Source organism: Chitinophaga sp. YIM B06452 (assembly GCF_039655965.1).
GTDB lineage: Bacteria > Bacteroidota > Bacteroidia > Chitinophagales > Chitinophagaceae > Chitinophaga.
Genome location: NZ_JAWLKY010000001.1, coordinates 1,789,394 through 1,806,943, shown reverse-complemented (window position 1 = coordinate 1,806,943; position 17,550 = coordinate 1,789,394). Strand labels below are relative to the sequence as shown.

11 protein-coding genes are annotated in these 17,550 nt (G+C 52.7%); 1 reads left to right on the top strand and 10 read right to left on the bottom strand.

Annotated features, from left to right (window positions below; translation table 11 throughout):
* Window positions 1-359: 359 nt before the first annotated feature.
* From R3I13_RS07190 to R3I13_RS07180, 3 genes are all read right to left on the bottom strand, one after another.
* Entirely contained in the window at window positions 360-2,405 is a 2,046-nt protein-coding gene (locus R3I13_RS07190) for a thioredoxin domain-containing protein (RefSeq protein ID WP_346317247.1), read from the bottom strand.
* Between the two features lie 101 nt (window positions 2,406-2,506).
* A complete protein-coding gene (locus R3I13_RS07185) occupies window positions 2,507-3,172 on the bottom strand; it encodes a uroporphyrinogen-III synthase (protein WP_346317246.1) in 666 nt (221 codons plus the stop codon).
* A 159-nt stretch (window positions 3,173-3,331) separates the two neighbouring features.
* Window positions 3,332-4,303 (bottom strand): DUF4271 domain-containing protein, encoded by a 972-nt coding sequence (locus R3I13_RS07180; RefSeq protein ID WP_346317245.1) that lies wholly within the window; start codon window positions 4,301-4,303, stop codon window positions 3,332-3,334.
* A gap of 118 nt (window positions 4,304-4,421) precedes the next feature.
* Between R3I13_RS07180 and hemW the strand changes: the two genes are divergently transcribed.
* Entirely contained in the window at window positions 4,422-5,546 is a 1,125-nt protein-coding gene (gene hemW / locus R3I13_RS07175; RefSeq protein ID WP_346317244.1) for a radical SAM family heme chaperone HemW, read from the top strand.
* Here the strand turns inward: hemW and R3I13_RS07170 are convergent.
* The 7 genes from R3I13_RS07170 to R3I13_RS07140 all read right to left on the bottom strand — a co-directional run bounded on the left by R3I13_RS07170 (window position 5,543) and on the right by R3I13_RS07140 (window position 17,549).
* On the bottom strand, window positions 5,543-6,562 hold the full coding sequence (locus R3I13_RS07170; RefSeq protein WP_346317243.1) for an NAD(P)H-dependent glycerol-3-phosphate dehydrogenase: 1,020 nt from the start codon (window positions 6,560-6,562) through the stop codon (window positions 5,543-5,545). The genes hemW and R3I13_RS07170 overlap by 4 nt on opposite strands.
* A gap of 111 nt (window positions 6,563-6,673) precedes the next feature.
* The gene (locus tag R3I13_RS07165; RefSeq protein WP_346317242.1) at window positions 6,674-8,053 is read right to left on the bottom strand and encodes an efflux RND transporter periplasmic adaptor subunit; all 1,380 of its coding nucleotides are present in this window, start codon (window positions 8,051-8,053) and stop codon (window positions 6,674-6,676) included.
* A gap of 30 nt (window positions 8,054-8,083) precedes the next feature.
* Window positions 8,084-9,523 (bottom strand): TolC family protein, encoded by a 1,440-nt coding sequence (locus tag R3I13_RS07160; protein ID WP_346317241.1) that lies wholly within the window; start codon window positions 9,521-9,523, stop codon window positions 8,084-8,086.
* 149 nt (window positions 9,524-9,672) lie between these two features.
* On the bottom strand, window positions 9,673-10,335 hold the full coding sequence (locus R3I13_RS07155; protein ID WP_346317240.1) for an ABC transporter ATP-binding protein: 663 nt from the start codon (window positions 10,333-10,335) through the stop codon (window positions 9,673-9,675).
* 26 nt (window positions 10,336-10,361) lie between these two features.
* Entirely contained in the window at window positions 10,362-12,785 is a 2,424-nt protein-coding gene (locus R3I13_RS07150) for an ABC transporter permease (RefSeq protein ID WP_346317239.1), read from the bottom strand.
* Window positions 12,786-12,795: 10 nt separating this feature from the next.
* Entirely contained in the window at window positions 12,796-15,186 is a 2,391-nt protein-coding gene (locus tag R3I13_RS07145) for an ABC transporter permease (protein WP_346317238.1), read from the bottom strand.
* A gap of 2 nt (window positions 15,187-15,188) precedes the next feature.
* Window positions 15,189-17,549, bottom strand: coding sequence for an ABC transporter permease (locus tag R3I13_RS07140; protein WP_346317237.1), 2,361 nt, complete (start codon window positions 17,547-17,549; stop codon window positions 15,189-15,191).
* Window position 17,550 lies beyond the last annotated feature (1 nt).

Below are 17,550 nucleotides of genomic sequence, written 5' to 3'. Positions count from 1 at the left end.
ATGCAGACCCCGCACATACTCCTATTTTGGTCTCAACTTCACCTGGTTGTTTATCAGAAAGATAGCAAATGTAATAAATAATTTTAATCCGTAGTTAGTTTTCACCCAACTTTTTCAATTCCACGTATCAGGGCTACGTAACATATTTAAACGCACCATTTAACATTTTATTATGTAAACCGCCTTCCCTCACACAAATTCACCATGGCCGTCCTCCCTTTTGGGGCATCCTGTAAACACTTGCCAGTCAAGATCATACACGCATCTAATATAAATATAATATTTATTTTGATATTATTGCTGTTATTTTTTTGTCGTAAGCGCTAATATATCAAAGGGAATGCAATTTACAACAAATTTCATATTAAATTAGTTATTTCCGATATGTGTTCGGCAGGTTTAACACATTGGTAATCCCTGCAAAGATATATCAGCGTCTTCCCGGCCTGCAACCGCTGCTGCAACAGCGGCATATCCGCCACATCCGCCTCAGCGCCCAGCAACACCTTGTAAGGAACATACAATTCACCCAGCTCCCGCATCCGCGCTTTATAAGCCGGCCCAGCCACTGCCAGCTCAGGCGTGCCCTGCACCAGCCGCAGGATCATGGCCGCCCAAACCCCGAAAGAGGTGGGATAACGGGCCACTGTTTGCGACAACCCGGCCGTCATTGCCAGCGCCCTGTCTGCCCATTCTTTTCTGTCGAAAACAATGGAAAGATGCCAGAGGTTGTGCGCCATCACCGCGTTACCGCTGGGCACAGCGCCGTCATAGATCTCTTTCTTCCGCACGATCACGTCTTCCTGCCCTGCCGCCGTGTAATAGAAATAACGCGCATTCTCATCGCTGAATTGCCCGGTCACAAATTCCGCCAGCTCCGCAGCAATGCGGACCCATTCAAGGTTGCCGGAGGTTTCCTGTAAAGCGATCAATGCGCGGATGAGGTTGGCATAATCGTCCAGGAAGGCAGGATAACGCGCGCTACCTTCTTTATACGTATGCCAGAACGCCGGGGATGCCCCGGCCCTGCGCATATTTTCAAAGATGCAGTTCATTGCCTTCTCCGCCATAACAAGATAAGCCTCGTCTCCCAAAGCCGCTGCGGCCTTGCAGCAGGCGTGGATCATCAGCGTGTTCCAGCCCAGCAGTATCTTATCGTCCAGCCCGGGGCGGATGCGCTTGTCGCGGGCAGCCATGAGCTTGGGACGGCTTCTTTCCAGCAATGCTTCCAGCTCAGCCGGCAGCAGGCCCTGCTCCTGCGCCGCGATTTCCAGCGGCCGCGGCGCCCAGAGAATGTTCACGTCTTCCCAGTTGCCATGGCGGCTTACATCGTAATATGCGTTGAATGCGGGCGCGTCGGCGCCCAGCAATGCGTTAATTTCTTCTTCTTCCCACACATAAAATTTCCCTTCCACTCCTTCAGAATCCGCGTCCAGCGCGGAATAGAAAGCGCCTTCGGGAGCAGTCATTTCCCGTTGCACGAATGCCAGCGTATGCCGGATCGTTTGCGCATAACGCTGATGGCCGGTGAGCTGGTATGCTTCGCACAGCGTGTCTACCAGCAAAGCATTATCGTACAGCATTTTTTCGAAGTGCGGGGCCAGCCATTTTTCATCGGTGGAATACCGCGCAAACCCGCCGCCCAGCTGGTCGTAAATGCCGCCGTAGATCATCTTGTCCAGCGAGAGGAGCGCCTGCTGCAGAGCGGTTTCATCTTTGCTCACGCGGTAATGCCGCAGCAGGTACTGGATGGCGAAACTGCCCGGGAACTTGGGCGCATGGCCGAACCCGCCCCATTCTTTATCCGCCTGCCCCATCAGCGCCAGCACCATCGCGTCCGCCTGCGCCTGCGTGAATAGCTCGTCTTTCGGAAGGCCGAGATCTATTGTGTTTACACCGAACTGGTTGCTTTGCTGGAGATGTTGTGTGAGGTTGGCTGCCTGGTCTTCCAGGTCTTTCCTTTTGGTTTTGAACGCGTCTGACACAGCCAGCAGCACGTCCGTCCATGAAGGGCGGTTGTAGGCTTTCTGTGGCGGGAAATAAGTGCCGCCGTAAAAAGGCTGCCTGTCGGGCAGCAGGAACATGTTCAGCGGCCATCCGCCGTTGCCGGCCATGGCCTGCAGTGCGTCCATGTAGATATGATCGATGTCCGGGCGCTCTTCCCGGTCTATTTTGATGTTCACAAAATGCTCGTTCATAAGCCTGGCGGTCGTTTCATTCTCGAAACTCTCCCGCTCCATCACGTGGCACCAGTGGCAGGCGGCATAACCGATGCTTACCAGGATGGGCTTGTTCTCTTCTTCAGCTTTCCGGAAAGCCTCTTCTCCCCAGGGGTACCAGTCCACCGGGTTATGGGCATGCTGGAGCAGGTAGGGGCTGGTTTCTTTCGCGAGACGGTTTGCCATAGTGTGATCGGTTAAGCGTATAATAATCAATACGAAAGTAGGCTAAAACAAAAAGGGAACATCGCCAGGATGCTCCCTTTTTTATAAAATTTTTGTTACGTTTACTTTTTGGTCAGCCCCTGGAGGAACTGTTCCAGCGCGGCTACCATGGAAGGCGCCTGCGGTGCGGGCGCTTTCACATCCAGGCGCAGGCCGGCTTCTTCCACGGCTGCGGAAGTGGTAGGACCGAATGCCCCGATGTGGGTACCGTTCTGTTTGAATTTAGGCATATTCTCGAAAAGAGATTTTACGCCGGATGGACTGAAGAATACGATCATATCATATTCGGTGTTCGTCAGTACCTCCTTTACATCGTTCGAAACAGTTTTGTACAGGGAGGCTGTGGCATATTCGCACTTGTTGGCTTTTAACCACTCCTCGATGTCTTTTTTCTGACTGTCCGAGCTCGGGAAAAGGAATTTTTCATTTTCCCGGTGTTTGTTCATCACTTCCAGCAGGCTTTTGGTAGAGCCGTCCGCCCCATAAAACACCTTGCGTTTGCGGTAAAGGATGAACTTTTGCAGGTACAACGCCACGGCTTCTGTAATACAGAAGTACTTACAATCCTGTGAGACTTTTACTTTCAGCTCCTCGCATACGCGGAAGAAGTGGTCTACCGAATTCCGGCTGGTGAAGATCACGGCAGTGTAAGTGATGATGTCCACTTTCTGCTTCCTGAAATCTTTACCCGGCACCCCTTCCACTCGGATGAAAGGATGGAAATCCAAGCGAACGTTGAATTTCTTTGCTAAGTCGAAATAAGGTGATTTCTCTGTCTCTGGCTTAGGTTGGGAAATTAGGATCGTTAGTTGTTTCTCCTGCAAATCTTTTTTTGGCCCGCCTTTTATCATACGTAATTTGCTCTTGTGTTAACAATAGCAGTAATCTTACGGATTACCAGTTAACCAAAGTAAAAGTACCTTTGTAATTATTAAAACCGGCACTACTTCGAATGCGCAAAGGTAAAGAAAAAAATGCAATTTGCTGAAAGAGAGATATTGCCGGACCAGCGAATAAGACCTTACGTACCTGTATACAACCAGTAATACAATAAAAAATATTGAAATATAGAGGCAGGTTCCCGCAATTTCGGGCTTGCAGAACGCCAGTATCACCAGGAACGGCGCCAGCAATATCCCCAGTACTTTATTGATCAGGTAGAGAATAAACACGTATGCGTCTATCAGCTCCTCGTTCCCGAACAGCCAGCCGCAAAACCGCAGCACAATGTATTTCACGGTGTAAATCACGCCTACCAGCAGCATCAGCCCGGGTATCAGCATCCAGGCGATCGCGCCGGTGGGGTAATCCAGCCGGTACATGAGCAGGTAGAGGTACAGCCCAAGGCTCACCACGAAGAAGGTATTGAGCAGGAAGTTGGGGAACGGCGACTGCGAAAGCTGGTCTTTCAGCTGCCGCTGGCTGAGGGTGGGATTAAAGAAAGCCCTGAACAGGTCGGAAAAATATTTGAGGTAAGCGCTCCTGATGATGCCCAACAGCAGTATCACGCCGGCCACTACGTATACCAGCCAGTCCTGCGAAGGATCTTCCCGCAGCGGGTTGATGTCGTACTGCACCCGCTTGCCTTCGCGGCTGAGGTACATATGTTTTTTTTCCAGCGCCGCCATGATGGTATCGTAGGCATGCACTTTGGGCGCAACGGCCGCAGCCAGGGAATCCCGCAGCGCGATGGAATCCTTTATGGCAGCAGGCGCAGTAACCGCTGAATCTGTCTTAACTTTGCGTACAGCCGTAGCAGCGGGTTTGGGGGAAACCGGTTTCTTAACAGCACTGTCTGACTGCGCCCGGAGGGACAGCGAGCAGGTAACCAGCAGTAAGAACAACATCCAGGTTCGCAACGGTCTGTAAAATTTATAATGATGCAATTAACTATTCTTGTTCCAAAAATATCTACAAAACTCACATGTATTTTCGAGGTTTGCAAATAATCCCGACAATTCTTTCTTAAAACAACTCATGGCCGGTATCTATATCCACATTCCTTTCTGCAAAAAGGCTTGTCATTACTGCAACTTTCATTTCTCCACCTCGCTCCAGTACCGGGATGAAGTTTTGGAATGCATTCATACGGAAGCAGCCCTTCAGCAGGCATATCTCGAAGGCCAGGCCGTACAGACCGTTTATTTCGGCGGCGGAACGCCCAGCCTGTTGCCGGGCGAAGCCATCCGCGCGCTGCTGGATACCCTCCGGAAACATTACACCATCGCAGAGAACGCCGAGATCACCCTGGAAGCCAATCCTGACGACCTTTCATCAGACAATCTCCAGGCGCTCCGCGATGCGGGCGTCAACCGCCTGAGCATCGGGGTGCAGTCTTTTTTTGAAGAAGACCTGAAATGGATGAACCGCGCCCACAACGCAGCTCAATCGCTCCAATGCCTGGAAACCGCCAGGGAAAAGGGGTTCGACAATATCAGCATAGACCTCATCTACGGCGGCCCCACCCTCACTGATGCGCACTGGGAAGAGAACATCGCAAAAGCCGTGAGCCTCGGTATCCCGCATCTTTCCTGTTACGCGCTCACCGTGGAGCCCGGCACCGCGCTGGACAATTTCATCCAGCACCACAAGATCCCGCCCATCGACCCCGACCGCGCGGCGCATCATTTCGGGATGCTCATGCAGGCGCTGGAAAAGGCGGGGTACGAGCATTACGAGATATCCAACTTCGCGAAGCCCGGCATGTATTCGCGGCACAACAGCAGTTACTGGCAGGGAAAACCTTACCTGGGACTGGGGCCCAGCGCGCATTCTTATAACGGGCAAAGCCGGCAGTGGAATGTGGCCAACAATTCACTGTACATGCAAAGCATCCGCAAAGGCACAGTGCCTTTTGAGAAGGAAGTGCTGAGCCCGCAGATGGCCCTGAATGAATATATCATGATATCGCTCCGCACCCAGGCAGGATGCAGCCTGGAAAGGATTTCCGCGCAGTTCGGCGAGGACAAGAGCCGGCAGCTTCTCTCAGCCGGCGCAGAATTCATCGAAAAAGGATGGATGTTGCAGGAAGCCTCCATGCTCAGGCTCACCCGCGAAGGGAAATTCTTTGCAGACGGCATCGCCGCGGCGATGTTCTTTTAGACCAGCCCCTTTTCCATTTCCAGGAAAGCTTCTTCTGTATGCAGGTGTTCCCAGAGAATGCTGTAGATCTTTTGCGCAATGGGCATGTATGCACCTATTTCCTGGTTGATCTCGAAGATGCAGCGGCTGGCGTAATATCCCTCCGCGATCATGTTCAGCTCAAGCTGGGCGGCCTTTACACTGTACCCTTTCCCGATCATGTTCCCGAATGTGCGGTTGCGGCTGTGCAGTGAATAGCAGGTCACCAGCAGGTCGCCGAGGTAGGCGCTGGCGTTGTAATTGTGCACCACGGCCTCTTTACCGTGCCCTGCCTGGAATTGCTCGTATTTTTCGAGGAACTCCTGCATTTCGCGGAAGCAGTTGGTGATAAACACACTCAGGAAATTATCGCCGTACTCAAGGCCATGCGCAATACCCGCGCCGAGGGCGTAAATATTCTTCAGCACGGAGGCAAACTGCACGCCGTACAAGTCTTTATTCACGATGGTTTGCAGGTAGCTGTTGTTGAAGCGGGCCGCCAGTTCTTCGGTGCCATCGGCGTCGAGGCCGGAGAAAGTGAGATAGGATAATTTTTCGTTGGCCACTTCTTCCGCATGGCAGGGGCCGGTGATGGTGAAATAATTTTCCACCGGCAGGTTGAAGCGGTCCGCCAGGTAATCGTTGATCAGCTGGTTGGTGCCGGGCACCAGGCCTTTGATGGCAGACACTACTTTTTTAGCGCTGAAAGCGTCTGCAGGAAGCGTTTCCAGCACCTGCCGCAGGAAAGCGGAAGGAACGGCCAGTATGAGCGTGTCGCTGGCCTGTACCACCGCCGCGAGATCGTTGTTGACCTGCAGCAGCCTGTTATCGAAATAAACTGAAGTGAGGTAGTGCTTGTTGTGATGCCGGGATTGCAGGTGGCGGATGGTTTCTTCGCTGCGTATCCACCAATGTATGTGCTGGTTGTTATCCGTCAGTATCTTGGCGATGGCTGTAGCCCAGCTGCCACTCCCGATTATTCCTGTATGATGACCCATGCTCAACTTTCCCTGAATTTTTCTGCAATGTAGTTAAATTCGAGGGGACAATAAAAGGGCAATAAAAAAGGAGGCATACAGATACGTATGCCTCCTTTTTTGATTATGTGTTTATTTGGTTTCTTCAAAGAGCTGTGCTTTGGGCACTACTTTCACTTTCTTACCGTTTTCCAGCAGCCGGGAAATGGCTGTGTACGGGCCGCTGATCACTTCCTGCCCTTCCGTGATACCGGATTTGATCTGGATGTTGTTATCATCCTGGATGCCTACGGTCACTTCGGTCATTTTAACGGTATTGTCTTTTTGCAGGAGGAACACCACTTCCTTGAAATCGCGTTTGCCTTCTTCCGCAACGGGGGCGCTGTTGTCAGGTTTGCCGGGGCCTTTCTTTTCTTTCTCGTCTTTCTTGAGGGTATCCGCCGGGTTGCGCGTGGTCACTGCGTTGATGGGGATAGACAGCACCTGTTTTTCGGTACGCGTCTGGATGTCCACATTGGCGCTCATACCGGGCCTGAAGGGGAACCTGCGCGGGAATTTCGGATCGATGAGGTCTGCGTATGAAGTAGGCAAAATGCGGATATGCACCACGTAATTGGTCACTTGTTCAGCTGAGGAGGTAGACGCTGAAGCAGTGGCCGCGCCTTTGCTGGAGCTGGCGATCTGCGTTACCAGGCCTTTGAATTTGCGGTTGGTGTACGCATCTACTTCAATGAGGGCTGAATCGCCGTATTTTACTTTAGGGATATCATTTTCTCCAACATCCACCTGCACTTCCATGGTGGCCATGTCTGCAATGCGGAGCATTTCGGTACCGGTCATCTGCGCGGTACCTACCACGCGTTCGCCTTTTTTAACTGAGAGCAGGGAAACGGTGCCGCCCATGGGGGAAAGAATGGTGGTCCTTCCCAGGTTCTTGTTGGCTTCGGTAAGGTTGGCCTGCGCGCTGGAAACGGCGAACTTCGCGCTGTTGATGCGCTGAAGGGCGGCGTTGTAATCAGATTGCGCGGCTTTATAGGTGGCTTCCGCTGTTTCGAATTCGGAGCGGGAGATCACTTTTTGTTTGAGCAGTTCGGAGTTCCGGTCGAAAGCTGCTTTAGACTGGTCCAGCCGGGCTTTGAAGGCGCTCAGCGCTGCGTCGCTGTTGGCCAGCTCGGCCTGGCTCTGGCTAACGGAAGCGGCTGCACGATCGCGGGCGGAGCCATAAATATCTGCGTATATGCGTGCCAGTACCTGCCCTTTCACCACGGAATCTCCCTCTTCCACCATCAGGTCGGTAATTTCCCCGGAAATATCGGAGCTTACCTTCACCTCTATTTCGGGGAAGATCTTTCCGCTGGCTGAAACCACTTCAATGATGTCCCTTTTGGCAGCCTTATCCACGGCCACTTTGATGCCCTCATCTTTGCCGGAACCTTTTATAAATGCGATAAGGATTATCAGCACCAGCAGGCCGCCGATAATCCAAAAAAGCAGTTTCTTTCTTTTCTTCATATACGCTTTGTATTTCTGTGCCCCGGAATACTATAGCGTTATTCGCTGGTCGCGATAGAATTCCAGTAATTTGATTTTAAATATATAATCGTACAGGGCGGATACCCTGTCTATCTGCGCCCTGAAAAGATTTGTTTGCGTGGTAACGTATTCCACGGTGTTCATCAGGCCTACGTTGAAGCGTTTGGTGGCAAAGTCGTACGCTTTCTGGGAAGCCCTTTCGGTGGTAATGGCCGCCTGGTATTTCTGCAGGGCGCCTACCGCATCCGCATGAGCGGTGTAGATGTCCTGGCGGAGTTTCTGGCGGTTGATGTTCAGCGTGAGCTGTTTGTCCTGCATGTCAATCTTCGCTCTTTCCACGTTCCCCCGCAGCTGCCATGCGTTCAGGATGGGTATGTTGAGCGTGATGCCGATATTCTGACCAAAGTTATTGCTGAACTGTTCGCCGAAAGGCGTGAGCTTGCTTAGCCTGAATGAGCCTGCTTTCAGCGCGGGGTATGTTGTTCCGTTCACGGTCACAAAGCCGGTGGTATCCACGTAGGGGATAGACGGGCCATATTGCTGGTAATTCGAGTTGGCGTAGTTGGTGCCCGCGCTGCCGCCTATGCTCAGGCGGGGAAACATAGCACCTCTTGCGGAAGCCAGGCTCCTGTTAGCTGCTTTCACCAGCGCCTCGTCAGCCTTATAGCCAGGCTGGTTGGCCAGCGCCGCGCTGAAGACCATTTCAGGATCGGTTTCGGAAAGGTTGAGCAGGGAAACGGATTCCACGTTTTCCGGCAGCTCGGTCTTAAAAGGAACCGCGAAATCCAGGTTCAGCAGGGCTTTCATGGTCAGCACGCGGATGACGGCGTTATTCTCCGCGGTAACGAGGGCGGAGCTGTCGCGCGCCAGCTGGGCTTCCAGGTCTGCCTGGTTGCTTTCCGGGACGGAGCCGGCGGCCACGAGTTTCTTGGTATTGTCCAGCTGGGCAATGCTCAGGTCTACCTGTGCTTTGCTGATCTTCACCTGTTCTTCGGCCAGCAGTATCTGCAAAAATGCATTGGCAACGTTCACGCCCATATCATTCCGGGCTTTTTCAAGCTGGAAATTGGCCGCGTAAACCTGGTATTTGGAGGCCTGGATGGTATTCTGCTTGGAGAACCATCCGAAGAGGTCCGCATTCAGGTCCATGCTCAGCCCTGAGTTGAAAAGGGTCTGTGTTACGAAGGTGTTGGTAGTGGGGTCGATGGAACGGCCGAAACGGTAACCTGCGTTGGCTCCTGCGTTGATCGTAGGCAGCTGCGACAGCCGGTTCTGCTTCAGGGTCAGTTCCTGCAAACGCTTTTGCAGCACACTCTGCTGGAGGGTCAGGTTGTGGGTAAGCGCATAGTCCAGGCAACGCTGGTAGCTCCAGTTATCCTGGGCGGCCGCCGGGTTGGCAAACAACAGAAAAGCCAGTAACGATGCAATTGCAAGGGACTTTATCTTCATAGCCTGACAAAAATATAATAATTGAGATAACTCCATTCGGCCGTACTTGATAGATGGCAAATTACTAGTAGGTATGGCTCCGGGCCACACGAATTTAAGGTAAAACATCATATGATGAGTTTTTAGCTTCCGGAAAAATGATGAAGAGATTATTTCACCCGTCCGTCCATGATCTGGATAACCTTGTTGCCGTAGCCGGCGTTCAGGTCTGAGTGGGTTACCTGGACGATCGTGATCCCGTCTTTTTTATTGAGCTCTGCAAACAGTTCCATGATAGTTTTGGCCTGGTCTGAATGCAGGTTGCCGGTAGGTTCGTCCGCAAAAATGACCGCCGGTTCGGCCACGATGGCCCTTGCTATGCCCACCAGCTGCTGCTGGCCGCCGGAAAGCTGGTTCGGGAACAGGTCTTTCTTGGCCACCATGTTAAAACGGTCAAGGATATCCGCAACCCGGCTTTTGCGCTCGGAAGAAGGCATATTCTTATACAGGAGAGGCGTTTCAATATTTTCATACACGGTCAGCTCATCTATCAGGTGATACGCCTGGAATACAAAGCCGATGGCGCCACGGTGAAGCTGCGTCCGTTTTTTATCATTCATTTTATGGACCAGCTCGCCCTGGAAAAGGTACTCCCCTTCAGAAGGCTCTTCCAGCAGGCCCAGGATATGCAACAGGGTAGACTTCCCCGAGCCGGAAGGGCCCATGATAGACACAAACTCCCCTTCGTGGATCACGAGATCCACGTTCTTTAATATTTCATGTTTCCCAAACCCGACCGGGTAATGTTTTGAGATGTTGCGCAGTTGAATCATGATATTAATGTAAAATATTTTATTGATTATTCAGAACGAAGCGATTTCACGGGGTTCACCAGCGCCGCGCGGATGCTCTGGAAACTGATGGTGGCTGCGGCTATCAGCACTGCCAGCAAACCGGCCAGCACAAACACCCACCAGCTGATCCCGATCCGGTATGCATATCCTTTCAGCCACTCGCTCATCACGTACCAGGCCACCGGCGTTGCGATCAGGATGGCCAGGGCCACCAGCTTCAGGAAATCTGCCGCTATCAGCCCGGCAATGCCCGCCGCGCTTGCGCCCAGCACCTTGCGGATGCCGATCTCTTTGGTACGGCGCGCGATCGCCAGCATCGCGATGGCGAACAGGCCCATGCAGGAAATGATGATCGTCAGCACCGCGCCGCTGATGAATATTTTCATCAGCGTGGCTTCGAATTTATATTGTTTTTCGGTGTTCTCATTCACGAACGACGCCAGGAAAGCCTGGCCCGGGGCGGCTTTTTTAAACGCGGCCTCAATGGTTTTCATGGAAGCCGGCAGGTTGCCGGGTTTCGTTTTCACGAAAATATACAGGGGGCGCTCGTCCTGCTGGTTGAGGTGCATTATCAGCGGTGCTATTTCCTCGTGCAGGGATTTAAAGTGGAAATCTTTCACGATGCCGTTGATGTGGTATTCCGGCCCCTCGCTATCCATCCTGAAACGGTAGCCTACAGGTTCTTTTATACCGAGCGCCAACAGCTGCTTCGCCATTCGTTCGTTGATCACGAAGCCAAACGAATCCAGCCCCATGGAACGGTCGAAGTCCTTGCCGGCAACAAGTTGCAGGTCCATCGTCTTTACATAATCGTAATCCACCGCCTGCCAGTGGCCGTTCACATCCTTGTCGAACAGCTGGAAGTTGATAATGGAAGTGGACTGGGAACCGTCCAGCCCGCGGCCGAAATTATTGCTGGAACCGGTAAGCGAGAGGATGTCGGGCTGCTGCTCCAGTTCTGCGCGCAGCCGCGCCAGCAACTGATGGCCGTTCAGGTCGGGGCTGACGGGAATGCTCACTACTTCGTGCGTATTGAAGCCCAGGGGCCTGTTGCGCAGGTAGTTCATTTGCTGCCAGGCGATAATGGTGCCGCAGATCAGCAGGCAGGAAAAAACGAATTGGGTAACGATGAGCGTATTGCGGAAGTAATTGGTCTTCCCGGAAGAAACCTTCCCTTTCAGCACCAGCAGGGTGTGCGTGCGGGACAATACCCAGGCGGGATAGCCGCCCGCAAGGAAGCTGATGAGAAGCAGCGCCGCCAGTATGCCCAGGAGAAATTTAGGTTTGAGCAGTATGCTGAAAGAATATACCGCTTTTGAGAAGAACATGGAATTGTAATGGGGCAGTACAAACCAGGTAATGATCAGCCCCAATGCAAGCGATATCACGAACAGCACCAGCGCTTCGCCGCAGAGCTGCAGCACAAGCTGCGACCTTGCCGCGCCCAGCGTTTTGCGCATGCCCACTTCTTTGGCGCGCGTGAAAGCGCGGGCCAGCGTGAGGTTCAGGAAATTGATGCTGGCAATGAACAGCAGGAAGGCTGCGATGAACAGCAGCATGTAGAGGATGGGCTTCTTGGCGTCCTGCAGGTTGCTGTGTTCGCTGAAATGTATTTCGCGGATGGGAAGAAGCCCCAGGTGCAGCACGCCGCCAAATTTGTCTTTCCGGGCGCCGGCGGCTTTCATCCGCTGGACGTCTTCGGCATAATGTTTTTCCATGAATATCTTGCCTCTCCGCTCAAAGCTTTCAGGGCTTACGCCGGGGTTCAGCTGAACGAATACTTCCAGGCTGAAATTCCCCCAGCTCTCACGGTCCCTCAGGTAGCTGGGATGGGTTTCCAGCCGCGCCAGCGCGTCGAAGCGGATGCTGGAATTGTCGGGCACGTTTTTCAGCACGCCCGCCACTGTGTAGCTTTTCCATTCGGTTCCCGCACGCAGGAGCACCGTTTTGCCCACAGGATCCTGGTCCTTGAAAAAGATGCCGGCCATTTTTTCGCTGATGAGCACGCTGTTCATATCCAGCTTGTGGCTGCCGCTGGCTCCGGGGAAGGTGAACATGTCCAGGAATGCACTGTCCACATACCGCAACCCGATCGTCTGCGAAGTTTCTCCCACCTTCATCACTGTAGCGCCGTTGGCCAGGCGCGTCAATGCTTTGATGCCGGGTACCTCCGCTTTCAGGACCGGCCCTAGCGGGAAGCTCATATTAGAATGCGACTCGGTTTTATCCGCATGGAATTCTTCCCTGTAAACCTGGTAGAGGTAATCTTTCTTTTCATGGAAATTGTCGAAGGAAAATTCCCTGTACACCGTTATGCACAGCAGCAAAGCGCCTGCAATAGCCACGGCCAGGCCGATGATGTTCACGGCGGATACCTGCTTTGCTTTCCAGATATTTCTCCACGCTATTTTGAGATAGTTCCTGAACATATTTATTATTTTATTCTGTTTTCAGCGAACGCACGGGATTGACCATGGCCGCTTTTAAAGCCTGTGTGGCTACCGTAGCCAGCGCCAGCAGCAGTGCAGACGCAGCCGCGGCGGGAAATACCCACCAGGGAATATTGATATGATACGCAAAATTCTCCAGCCAGTTGTTCATAGCATACCAGGCCACGCCGGAAGCGATGAAAGCCGCAATGCATACGAGTTTCATTACATCTTTGCTGAACAGCATCACGATGCTGCCCACGCTGGCGCCCAATACTTTCCGTATGCCGATCTCTTTGGTACGCTGGCGCGTGGCATAGATCGCCAGGCCCAGCAAGCCCAGGCAGCTGATGAAAATAGCCACGCCTGTGGCCCATCTCAGCAGCTTGCTTAATTTCCTTTCTCCGGCGTAAAACTGTGCCACCGTTTCGTCTACATAAGTGGCTTTAAAAACATCATCCGGGAAAACCGCTTCCCATGCGGCTTTGATCTTGTCCATCGCGCGGGGTGCATCGATGTTTTTCCGCAGGGAAATATGCAGTGATGATTTCGCCATCGGGCCCGTGGTAAGCGCCAAAGGCGGTATTCGTGCCTGCACGCCTTTGGTATGGAAATCAGCGATCACACCTACTACCGGCTTTTTGTTGTCGTTGAAATTAAGCAGCTGCCCGACAGCGTCCTCCGGCTTTGCAAAGCCTGCAGCGCGGGCAAAGCTTTCATTGATCAGCATTTCGCTAATCGTGTCTGACGGCAGCAGGTTGCGGCCTGCCAACAGTTTGATATTATAGAATGGAATATATTTTTCATCGATGTACTTCACTTCTACCATAGAGGGTTCGGCCATGGCTCCTGTGCCAAGCCCCATGGTAGTGGAACTGGTACCGGGGGAAGAAGGCGGCGCATATCCGTAACTCAGCGATTCCACTTCAGGAATGGCCTCCAGCCTGGCTTTCAGTGCAATGGTATTATGCTTCCAGCCCGGGGCCTTCAGGAAAAACCGTTCGTCTTTGTTGAACCCGAGATTCTTACGGTAAGCGTATCTGGTCTGTTCTCCCACGATCACGGTTGCCATGATCAGCGCCAATGCAATGGCGAATTGCGAAACGGTGAGCACCTGGCGCAGGCGGGCTTTGCTGTTCACGCCATACACCTGGTTCTTCAACACTTTCACCGTCTGAAACCGCGCCAGCACAAAGGCAGGGTAAATACCCGCCAGCAGGCCCACCACCAGCACCAGTACGGGGATGAACAGGAACACCTGCCATTCGGTAAACATGGCTATGGTAACGCCGTTGGGAATAAAACTGCTGAATGCATAAAGGATACCCGGCACCAGGAATACAGACAATATCGCCGCAACTGTGGTAAGCACAAAACTTTCACCGAGGAACTGCGCCACCACTTTGCCCCTGGAGCTGCCGAGCGATTTGCGGATGCCGATCTCTTTCGCCCTTTCGCCCGCCTGCGCGGTTTGCAGGTTCACGAAGTTGATGCAGCCGAGCAGCAGCAGGAACACCACCAGGGCGCCAAGCTTGTAGAGCACCGGCAGATCGGCCGTCCGCTGGTCGAATGCGCCGAACTCACCGTTGAAGTGCAGTTCGCGCAGAGGTTGAAGGAAATATTGACTTTTGGATTCTTCATTTTTGTGCTTCTTCACAATACTCATCAGCTGCGAATTGATCTTCTCAGGTGTAACGCCCGGCTTCAGCTGCACAAACATGCTGATGGCAGAATTAAAATTATTCCAGTTGTCCCAGCCGCGCGAATCTCTCATCCCCTTGTTGGATATAAGGGTCTGCATAGATACAAACTCCTGGAAAGTGAAATCTGTTCTGCCTTTCAGCGATTCAACAATACCGCCGACAGTTACGCTCACTGAATCATCGTACCGCACTTCTTTGCCGATCACATCCTGTAAAGCCGTTCCGGGGAAGTATTGCGCCGCCCGCTCTTCAGTAAGCACAACCTGCAAAGGGCTTTTCAATACGGCAGGAGAACCATACAGCCATTTGTATTCGAACAGGTTGAAATATTCAGGCTCCGCAAAAGTGACCTTCTTCTGCACCCCGAATTTTTCTTCCTTTACTTTAACGTTCGGTGAATATTGGTAAATGAATGCTGTTTTCTCCAAACCCGGCGCCTGCTCCCGGAGCTCGCCCAGCACGGGGATCGGCACGCCGGTTGTCTTGATATTCATGCCGCTGAAATCCAGGTCGGACACGATCCGGTATATGTGGTCGCGGTCCTTATGGAATTTGTCAAACGAAAGATCATAATGCACTATCATCCATATCACAAGCGCCGCACTGATGCCCACGCTGAGGCCCAGTATGTTTACGGCGGACATAAACCTGTTTTTCCAGAGGGTTCGCAATGCGATCCTGATGTAGTTCCTGATCATGGTTATTCAGTTCTGAGTGATTTCACAGGGTTCATACGGGCGGTTTTCACCGACTGGTAGCTTACCGTAAGCATTGCCAGCACAACGGCCAGCAGCGCGGTTGCGGCAAACACCCACCAGGCGATGTCTATATGGTACGCGAATTTTTCCAGCCAGCCGTGCATGAAATACGCGGCCAGCGGCATGGCGATCGCAACAGCTATCAGTACCAGCCGCAGGAATTCTTTGCTGAGCAACACCAGTATCTGGCCGATGGTGGCGCCCAGCACTTTGCGGATGCCGATCTCTTTCGTACGCTGCTGCGCGGTGAAAGTAGCCAGTCCAAACAATCCAAGGCATGCCACGAAGATCGCCAGCACGGTGAAGCCTGCGGAAAGCCGGCCGATCACCTGTTCGCTGGTGTACATCTTCGCGAAGTACTCGTCCATATATTTTACGCTGAAGGGATATTCGGGATTGAATTTTTTGTAGACAGACGCGAGGCTGGCCAGCGCGGTTTCCACTTTATCCGGCTGGATGCGCACCAGCAAATAACGGTTGGTGCCGCTGGAATACCGGATGAGGGTGGGCGCGATCTTTCTTGAAAGATGTGAGCTGGAGAAGTCCTTCACCACGCCGAGTATGGGCCGTTTCTCATTATCCAGCGTCAGCAGCTGCCCTACATACGGTGGTTTCAGCTTCATCAGCTTCGCGGCCGTTTCGTTGATCACCAGTCCCTGCTGATCGGTGGGATATTCGGCGGACGGGGTTCTTCCTTCCACCATTTCCAGCTGCATTGTTTTTGCAAAATCATACCCTACCCAGAGGTAGTCGATCAGCACCGATTCGTCCGCCCCTTTGCCCGGCCAGGACAAGCCCTGGAAGTTGCTGCCAATGCGGATCGGCAGCTGGTCGGATGTAGACGATGCCACGATGCCCGGCATGCCTTTCAGCGCATTCCTGAATGCGTCTTCATTTTTCTGGATATTTCCTTCATTGGTGACATACACCACCTGGTCCTTATTCAAACCGAGATTCCGGTTCTTGATGAAGCTGATCTGCTGGTATATCAGGAACGCTGCCACAATGAGGATAGTGGAGATGGCAAACTGGAATACCACCAGTCCTTTCCGCAGCCAGATGGCACTGGTGCGGAGCCGCAGCATGCCGCCCTTCAGCGTGGCCACGGGGTCGAGGGAAGAGAGATAGAAGGCGGGGTAACTGCCGGCGATGAAACCGGTGAAAAGCGCCAGGAAGAAGAGTCCCAGCACATTGTACCAGGTAAATACCTTCACACTCATCGTTACGTTCACCATCTTTTCGAAGGAAGGCAACAATATCCAAACCAGCAGCACAGATAATGCGGAAGCGATGAACACCAGCGCGAAAGACTCTCCCAGGAACTGGGAGATCAGCGCCGGGCGGCCCGCGCCGATGCTTTTGCGCACGCCCACTTCCTTGCTCCGCTGGATGGCCCTTGCGGTGGAAAGGTTCATGAAATTGATACAGGCGATCAGCAGCACAAAAACAGCCACGATGATGAACAACCTCACATATTCGATGCGGCCACCCGTAAGCTGGCCTTTGCTGAACTGGCCTTTGAGGTAAATATCGGAAAAGGGATAAAGGAATACTTCTGTCTTCGAATCTTCCAGGTTGCGCTGGATAACTCCTTTCGCGCGGGCATTCACCTGGCGGAAGTCCGCTTTGGGATCGAGCAGCACATAGGTGCGGGGAGCGTTGCTGTCCCAGTTCTTCAGCCACTGGTTCTCTTCCACAAGCCTTTCAAAGGGCAGCAGCCAGTTGAAAGTGAATGTTGAATTGGCCGGCAGGTCTTTGATCACACCGCAGACCATATAGTCTTCTTTGCTGTCCAGCCTTATGATCTGGCCCACGGCCTTTGCATCGCCAAACAGGCTCCTGGCCACCTTTTCGGTGAGCACGATATCGTTCGGGCGTTTCAGGGCGGTGGCGGGATCACCTTCGATGAACGGGAAAGCAAAAACGGAAAACACATCGTTATTGGCGAACTGGCCTTCGAATTTCAGGTTCTTATCCCCTGCGGAAAAAAGTTTTTCATCCAGCCACGACAGGTGTGCGGCCTTCAGGATGCCAGGCGTTTCCGCCTTCAATACGTCTGCCAGCGGGCCCGGCGTGGCGGTTACGGTGAGTATGTCGCCGTGGGAATAGTACTGATGTTCGTAAACCTGGTAGATATTTTCCAGCTTCGGATGGTTGCGGTTGAAATTCCACTCATTGGCCACCCATAACAGGATGAACATGCAGCAGGTGAGGCCGATGGTAAGACCGGCTATGTTGATGATACCGAATACCTTGTTGTTCCAAAGGTTCCTCCAGGCGATCTTGATATAATTTCTCAGCATG